We start from the raw sequence: 5,839 nt of genomic DNA on the forward strand, positions 1-5,839 counted from the left end.
CTGCTGACTGCCGCGCAGCTCAAAGAGCTGGGGGCGCAGATGGAAGAACGTAAAGCAGCCCTTAAAAGCGAATTTCAGCAACAACGCAAAGCCGCCTAAGCACTCCGGTTCTGACCAGGCTGGCCTGGTCAGAACGGTTTGGCGCCACACGCCACCGGCCATGCCTGTGCATGGCGCAAACGGCTGGCAACGATCGCTTCACCCTTCAGAACGATCTGAATTTTCTCGATTGCGCAGGTAGTGCCGGGTGATCGGAAACGCCGGCAACCATCCTTCACGGCGACAGGTCCACAGCTCATAGGTGGGCACAAATTGGTCTGGGGCATCCAGGCTGCCCAGGTTGACCTCCACTTCATCGCCGCTGCGACCAAACACTGATGAGCCACAACGCGGGCAGAAAAAACGTCCAGCGTAGTTATGGGTTTCGCCACTGATCGTTACCGCGTCCTCTGGAAAAATTGCCGACGCGGCAAACAGCGCGCCCTGATGTTTGCGGCAGTCCAGACAATGACAAACGCCCACGCGATAGGGCTTGCCGCTGGCAACAAAGCGCACGTTGCCGCAAAGGCAACCGCCGGTGAATTCGTTCATATACAGCCTCCTGATACGGCCAGTTACAGCATCACGCGCGCGATGCCGACCGCCCGGCAATTTTCTTCCCGCCCTGCTGGCTCACTTCCACGGCTTGACCATCGCGTTGCTTGCCTTGCCGCGCCAGCCCAACCAGTTGGGGAATCAGCGGACCTTCCGGCAGATGCCGCCAAAACCGGCCGGGCATATGTTGGGTCATCACATCCGGGTTAATACGCGCCGGGTTAAAAATGTGACGGTAATAGGTGCACCAGAGTTCGGCTCCTGGGTCATCAGCATGCTGCGCCCATTGCTGCCACTGCGCGGGGCAGTGTTTGCGGTAGTCCAGCGTATGGCCGTCGTAGCGAATGCCATCTTCGGGAGTCGCTATCAGCCAGCGTTGGCGGCCCAGGCGTTCGGCGAAGTGCTCGCTGGCACTGGGCAAAATGTCGTGGGCGGGCTCATGGAACGCTACCAAGTCGAGCTGCAGTTGCTCGGCCAACTGTGGCGGCAGTGGTACAAAGCGCACAAAGGCATGTAGGTGATGGGCCTCGCGGCTGACCTGGCGGATGCGCCGCTGCAGTTCACTGCCCAGGCGGTCGCCGGCCAACATGGCGGTGCGATCACCATGGGCGACACGCCAAAGCACTTCGTAGAGCAGGCTCCAGCGCTGGTCGCCGCGGTAGCGACCGGCTTGCGCCAGTTGCTCCAGCAACGCCGCCGGAATGCGGGCGCGGAAGGCGCCGCGGCCAGTGGGCAATGGGCTGGGAACGGCCAGCAAATCGTGCATCAGGCCTTGGGCCCACACGACTTCAGCGGGGTCGATGCTATGGCTGAGCAGCGTGCGAGCTTGCTCGCGCCAGGTGGCAAAGTCGTTGTCGCAGTCCAGCGCAATCATCCCCATAACCCCATTTGTTGCGGCGCTTGCGGTTCGCGCAGCCGCGCTCGCAACAGGCCGCTGCGCACCTCGGCTTCCGGTGGGCGGTAGTCGCTGGTGACGATAAAAGGGCGAGCTTTGTCCAGCACGCAACGCAGTTGCACCAAGTCGTCGTAACGAATGCGCCGCTCGCGCCGCAGCACCACCAAGCGTTGCACGCTGCGCAGGCCAATGCCGGGAATACGTGCCAGTAGTGCCGGCTCGGCGCGGTTAACGTCGAGCGGGAACACCTCGCGGTTGGCCAGAGCCCAGGCTAGTTTGGGGTCGATATCCAGGGCCAGATTGCCAGCACCGCTGAGCAACTCGCCCGCGTTGTAGCCGTAGCCGCGCATCAGAAAGTCGGCCTGGTACAAGCGGTGCTCACGCAACAACGGCGGCGCAGCCAGCGGCACGCTGCTGGGGCTATCGGGAATCGGGCTAAACGCTGAGTAATACACGCGCTTGAGCGCGTAGCCCTGATACAGCGATTCGGCGTTGCGCAAAATGGTGTGGTCGTCCGTGGCATCGGCGCCGACGATCATCTGCGTGCTCTGCCCGGCCGGGGTAAAGCGCGGTGCTCGCGCTTCGCCGGCCACCGCTTGCTGCCCACGGTGAATGGTGCCCATGGCTTGGCGAATGGTGCTGGCCTGCTTTTCCGGCGCCAACAGGTGCAGCCCTTCGTCAGTCGGCAACTCGATGTTTACGCTGAGGCGATCCGCCAGGCGCCCAGCCTCTTCGATCAACAGCGGGTCGGCGTCGGGAATGGTCTTGAGATGGATATAGCCACGGAACTCATGTTCCTCACGCAGCAGCCGTGCCACGCGAATCAGTTGCTCCATGGTGTAGTCGGCCGAGCGAATGATGCCTGAGCTTAAAAACAGCCCGCTGATGCAATTACGCCGATAGAAATCGAGGGTCAGAGTTACTACTTCTTCCGGCGTAAAGCGCGCTCTGGGTACGTTGCTGGAGCGTCGGTTAACGCAATATTGACAGTCGTACAGGCAGAAGTTGGTGAGCAGCACTTTGAGCAGCGAGACGCAACGGCCGTCTGGCGTGTAGCTGTGACAAATGCCCATGCCATTGGTGGCGCCAAGCCCATCGCGGCCTTTGGAGCTGCGCTTTGGCGCTCCGCTGCTGGCGCACGATGCATCGTACTTGGCGGCATCGGCGAGAATGCCCAGTTTGGCGATGAGTTGCATGAAAGACACCCGAATACTGATTATTCATACAGTAGTTCAGGATGGTTCGCGCTAGCAAGTATTGCCGATGGGCGTAAGCGGGTATTCGCCCGGCGTTATTGCTGACGGTGCGAACCGCCTGCTGCGGAAGAGCTGAGCACTTCCGCACGTATTTCGTAAGCGGCCGTCGGCTAAATCCGCATTTCAACGCTAAACGCACCTGGGTTTTCACCTCGCCCTGCGCTAACCCGCTACGAAAGCTGGAGTTGCCGCCAGGTTCTATCGCAACGCCCTCTGCTGCCCTGCTCTACACCAGCAGGCGATGGAGCCGCACCAACGCAAGCCAGTGAAAAACAGCCGGCAAACTGCACACCTGTAGCGATCTTAGGTGACGTCACTTGCAAGGTTGTCACTTGACAACCGCTGATTGTTTTTTCACACTGGAGTTCATGGATGGCCCGTTCCCCGCATTCGAAGAAGGAAGTAGAAAAAGCGCTCGGCTATGCCGAATCCCAAGGCTGGCGGGTGGTGGTTGGCGGCAGCCACTGTTGGGGTCGGCTGTATTGCCCTTACAACGATGACGAGTGTCGATGCGGTGAGTTCTGTATCACCAGTATTTGGAGCACACCGAAAAACCCAGGCAATTTTGCCAATGCAATACGCCGCGTGGTGAACAACTGCGCCTCGCATAGAAACGAGCACACCACCGAACAAGTAAGAGCCCGAACAACACCGGCAATTACGGAGTAACGACGATGGACTATATCTTCACCCTGAAATACCAACTCCCTCCCAATGAGCAAGATATGGACGCATTGGTGGGGCGACTGGGCGAGACGGGCTGCGATGACGCCTTGATCGGCATCGGCCAACCTGGGCGCCTGGCGCTGGCGTTTACCCGCGACGCCAGTTGCGCAGAAGAAGCCGTAATCAGCGCGCTGGCCGATGTGCGCAAAGCCCTGCCAGCAGCAACGCTGATTGAAGCCACGCCCGACATGGTGGGCCTGACCGATGCGGCGCAAATCATGGGCATGTCGCGGCAAAACATGCGCAAACTCATGCTGGCTAACGCTGCCACGTTCCCTGCGCCCATTCACGAAGGCTCAGCATCTATCTGGCATTTGGCTGAGATTCTGGCGTGGATGCAAACCCGCGGCGTCTATGCCCTAACCCAAAGCCTGGTAGATGTTTCCAAAATGGCCATGCAGGTCAACGTAGCCAAAGAGCAACAGCGCCTGAGCGAAAAACCTAACGTAGACGCCCACGTACTGGCTTGGTAAACCGCCGCTGTATGGCACATTTGTGCGCAAAGTGAATCTTTAAGCCCTGCCGCTAGCGCTCTAGCATCAGCCAATTTCCACAGGCAGGCGCAGGCGATGAACGATATTCCCGGTGAAATTGAAAGGGCTGATGTGCAGATTCGGCGTCTCGTGCCAAACGACCTTGAGCTGATCTGTACCCATCGCCACAGCATGTTTCTGGAGGCCGGCCGTGCCCCAGCCGAGTTACAGCAAATGACCGAGCACTTTCGCGCCTGGTTGCAGCCGCGTTTGGCCGATGGCCGCTATTACGGTTTTGCCTTGATGGATGGCACCGAGCCCGCCGCTGCAATCGGTCTGATGAGCATTGAATGGCCACCGCACCCTTCCCACCCAACCCAAGACCTGCGTGGTTATGCGCTGAATGTATTTGTGCAGCCCGGTTACCGGCGGCGGGGTTTAGCGTCGGCGTTGATGAAACTGGCAGAAGCCGAGTTTGCCCAACGCGGAATTGGCTTTGCCGTATTGCACGCGACCGACGTTGGTAAGCCAGTTTATGAGGCCCTGGGTTGGGCACCAACATCGGAAATGGCTAAGTCGCTTGAGCGCTAGTCAGCGTGCACGCTCTAAGGTTTACAAAGACCCGGCTGAAATGCCCAGTATCTGCCCTTTGCAACCTCCAGCCCTTTCATATTGAAACGTTCGCCGGGGCGTAAGTCGGTGCGAAAGAGATAAAAAATATCCGAGACCACTGAGCCGTTTTCAGCGAAATACGAGTGGCCAAGAAAATCTGTTTTTACCGCGCTCGCATCGATCGTCTCAATGCCCTTAACGATGGAAATATCACCGCGCGTATCCCCTAGCCGCCGCTTACGGTGATGAACTTGTTTGGACGCTAACAGCGCCACGTCCTTGGAAGACGCATAGACCGTGACAGGTACGCCGGCCGCAACCAGAGGCGGGGCAAGCTTGCCCTCGAACTCTGCCGCATCAACATCTGGCGCGGTAAAAATAAGGCGTCTGACCTTCGCATGCACTTGCGCGTCGTCAATGAGCGCTGCCATCGCCGACGCCATCGCCCGGTTGCCCATGCTGTGAGCGACCAAATAGACGTTTTCAGCCCCGGTGCGTTTAAAAACATCTTCGAGAAAGGCTTTGAACATTGGCGTTGAACGCTCAATAACATGCTCGTCATCGCCATACTTAGGCACGCTCTCGTTAGACGGCCAGCTATAGAAAATCGGGGCGCCTTCAAAGCCCAAGTCATAACTTAACTGGGCGGTGCGCCGGGCGGCATCTTCGAATGAAACGGTATAGCCGTGAACAAATACCAGCGCGCTCTTGCCCTTTGTTTCTGCCACTTTTTGCGTGATCAATTCGAACAAGGCCTGTTGGTCCAGCGTTTCAACGCCCATTAACATGATGTGTTTTTTCTTGCTTTCGAGCATACGAATACCTAACCACGGGCCTTCGAACTCTCCGAGTCTATGGTCACGAGGGATGCTGACGTCGGCAACGCCATAGGTAACTTTCGAGTCCTCGGCACCGAACGCTTCATAGGGCAGGCTTTTGCCGGTGAACTGCCGATTAGTAGCGAAATAGGTTCGGATAATCGCGTTTTCTTTGTCGGAAGTCTGTGGTGGCTCGGCACTGATGGCCTGGGTGGGAGCTGGCAACGAATACAAGTGCGGCGAATAGGCCTCATTGCGGGCGATGGCTTGCATAGTGCCGGGGTCGAAGGTGGTTTCCGTACTTTTGGATACCGCAGAACATCCGGTCAAGGTTGCGCACAATAAGCACAGCAGTGCAGACGGTACGATCAAACGTGAAATAGTCATTTGCCGCAGTTCCTTTCCTTGGATTGATCGGGTCAGCGTAGACCGCCTACATCAAAGTGCCACTACTCACCTTTTGGC

General features: G+C 58.2%; 7 protein-coding genes. 3 read left to right on the forward strand and 4 right to left on the reverse strand.

The window, feature by feature from the left end; genetic code table 11:
- Positions 1–198 precede the first annotated feature (198 nt).
- Genes AAAB16_RS06935 through AAAB16_RS06945 form a run of 3 tightly spaced genes read right to left on the reverse strand, consistent with a single transcriptional unit; the run spans position 199 to position 2,685 of the window.
- Positions 199–591 carry a GFA family protein gene (locus AAAB16_RS06935; RefSeq protein WP_340662680.1) on the reverse strand — a complete coding sequence of 131 codons (393 nt, stop codon included), beginning with the start codon at positions 589–591 and terminating at the stop codon, positions 199–201.
- Positions 592–622: 31 nt separating this feature from the next.
- Complete coding sequence (locus AAAB16_RS06940; protein WP_340662681.1) at positions 623–1,474, reverse strand: TIGR03915 family putative DNA repair protein; 852 nt, start codon at positions 1,472–1,474, stop codon at positions 623–625.
- The gene (locus tag AAAB16_RS06945; protein WP_340662682.1) at positions 1,465–2,685 is read right to left on the reverse strand and encodes a putative DNA modification/repair radical SAM protein; all 1,221 of its coding nucleotides are present in this window, start codon (positions 2,683–2,685) and stop codon (positions 1,465–1,467) included. The genes AAAB16_RS06940 and AAAB16_RS06945 overlap by 10 nt, the downstream gene beginning before the upstream one ends.
- Positions 2,686–3,117: 432 nt before the next feature.
- On the opposite strand from AAAB16_RS06945, the gene AAAB16_RS06950 reads away from it, so the two are divergent.
- The 3 genes from AAAB16_RS06950 to AAAB16_RS06960 all read left to right on the forward strand — a co-directional run bounded on the left by AAAB16_RS06950 (position 3,118) and on the right by AAAB16_RS06960 (position 4,535).
- Positions 3,118–3,414 carry a hypothetical protein gene (locus AAAB16_RS06950; protein ID WP_340662683.1) on the forward strand — a complete coding sequence of 99 codons (297 nt, stop codon included), beginning with the start codon at positions 3,118–3,120 and terminating at the stop codon, positions 3,412–3,414.
- Between the two features lie 5 nt (positions 3,415–3,419).
- Positions 3,420–3,944, forward strand: coding sequence for a DNA-binding protein (locus tag AAAB16_RS06955; RefSeq protein ID WP_340662684.1), 525 nt, complete (start codon positions 3,420–3,422; stop codon positions 3,942–3,944).
- A gap of 96 nt (positions 3,945–4,040) precedes the next feature.
- A complete protein-coding gene (locus AAAB16_RS06960; RefSeq protein WP_340662685.1) occupies positions 4,041–4,535 on the forward strand; it encodes a GNAT family N-acetyltransferase in 495 nt (164 codons plus the stop codon).
- Between the two features lie 14 nt (positions 4,536–4,549).
- On the opposite strand, the gene AAAB16_RS06965 is transcribed toward AAAB16_RS06960, so the two are convergent.
- Positions 4,550–5,761, reverse strand: a complete 1,212-nt coding sequence (locus tag AAAB16_RS06965; protein ID WP_340662686.1) for an alpha/beta hydrolase — start codon at positions 5,759–5,761, stop codon at positions 4,550–4,552.
- Positions 5,762–5,839 lie beyond the last annotated feature (78 nt).

Source organism: Pseudomonas sp., assembly GCF_037994325.1.
Classification (GTDB): Bacteria; Pseudomonadota; Gammaproteobacteria; order Pseudomonadales; family Pseudomonadaceae; genus Aquipseudomonas.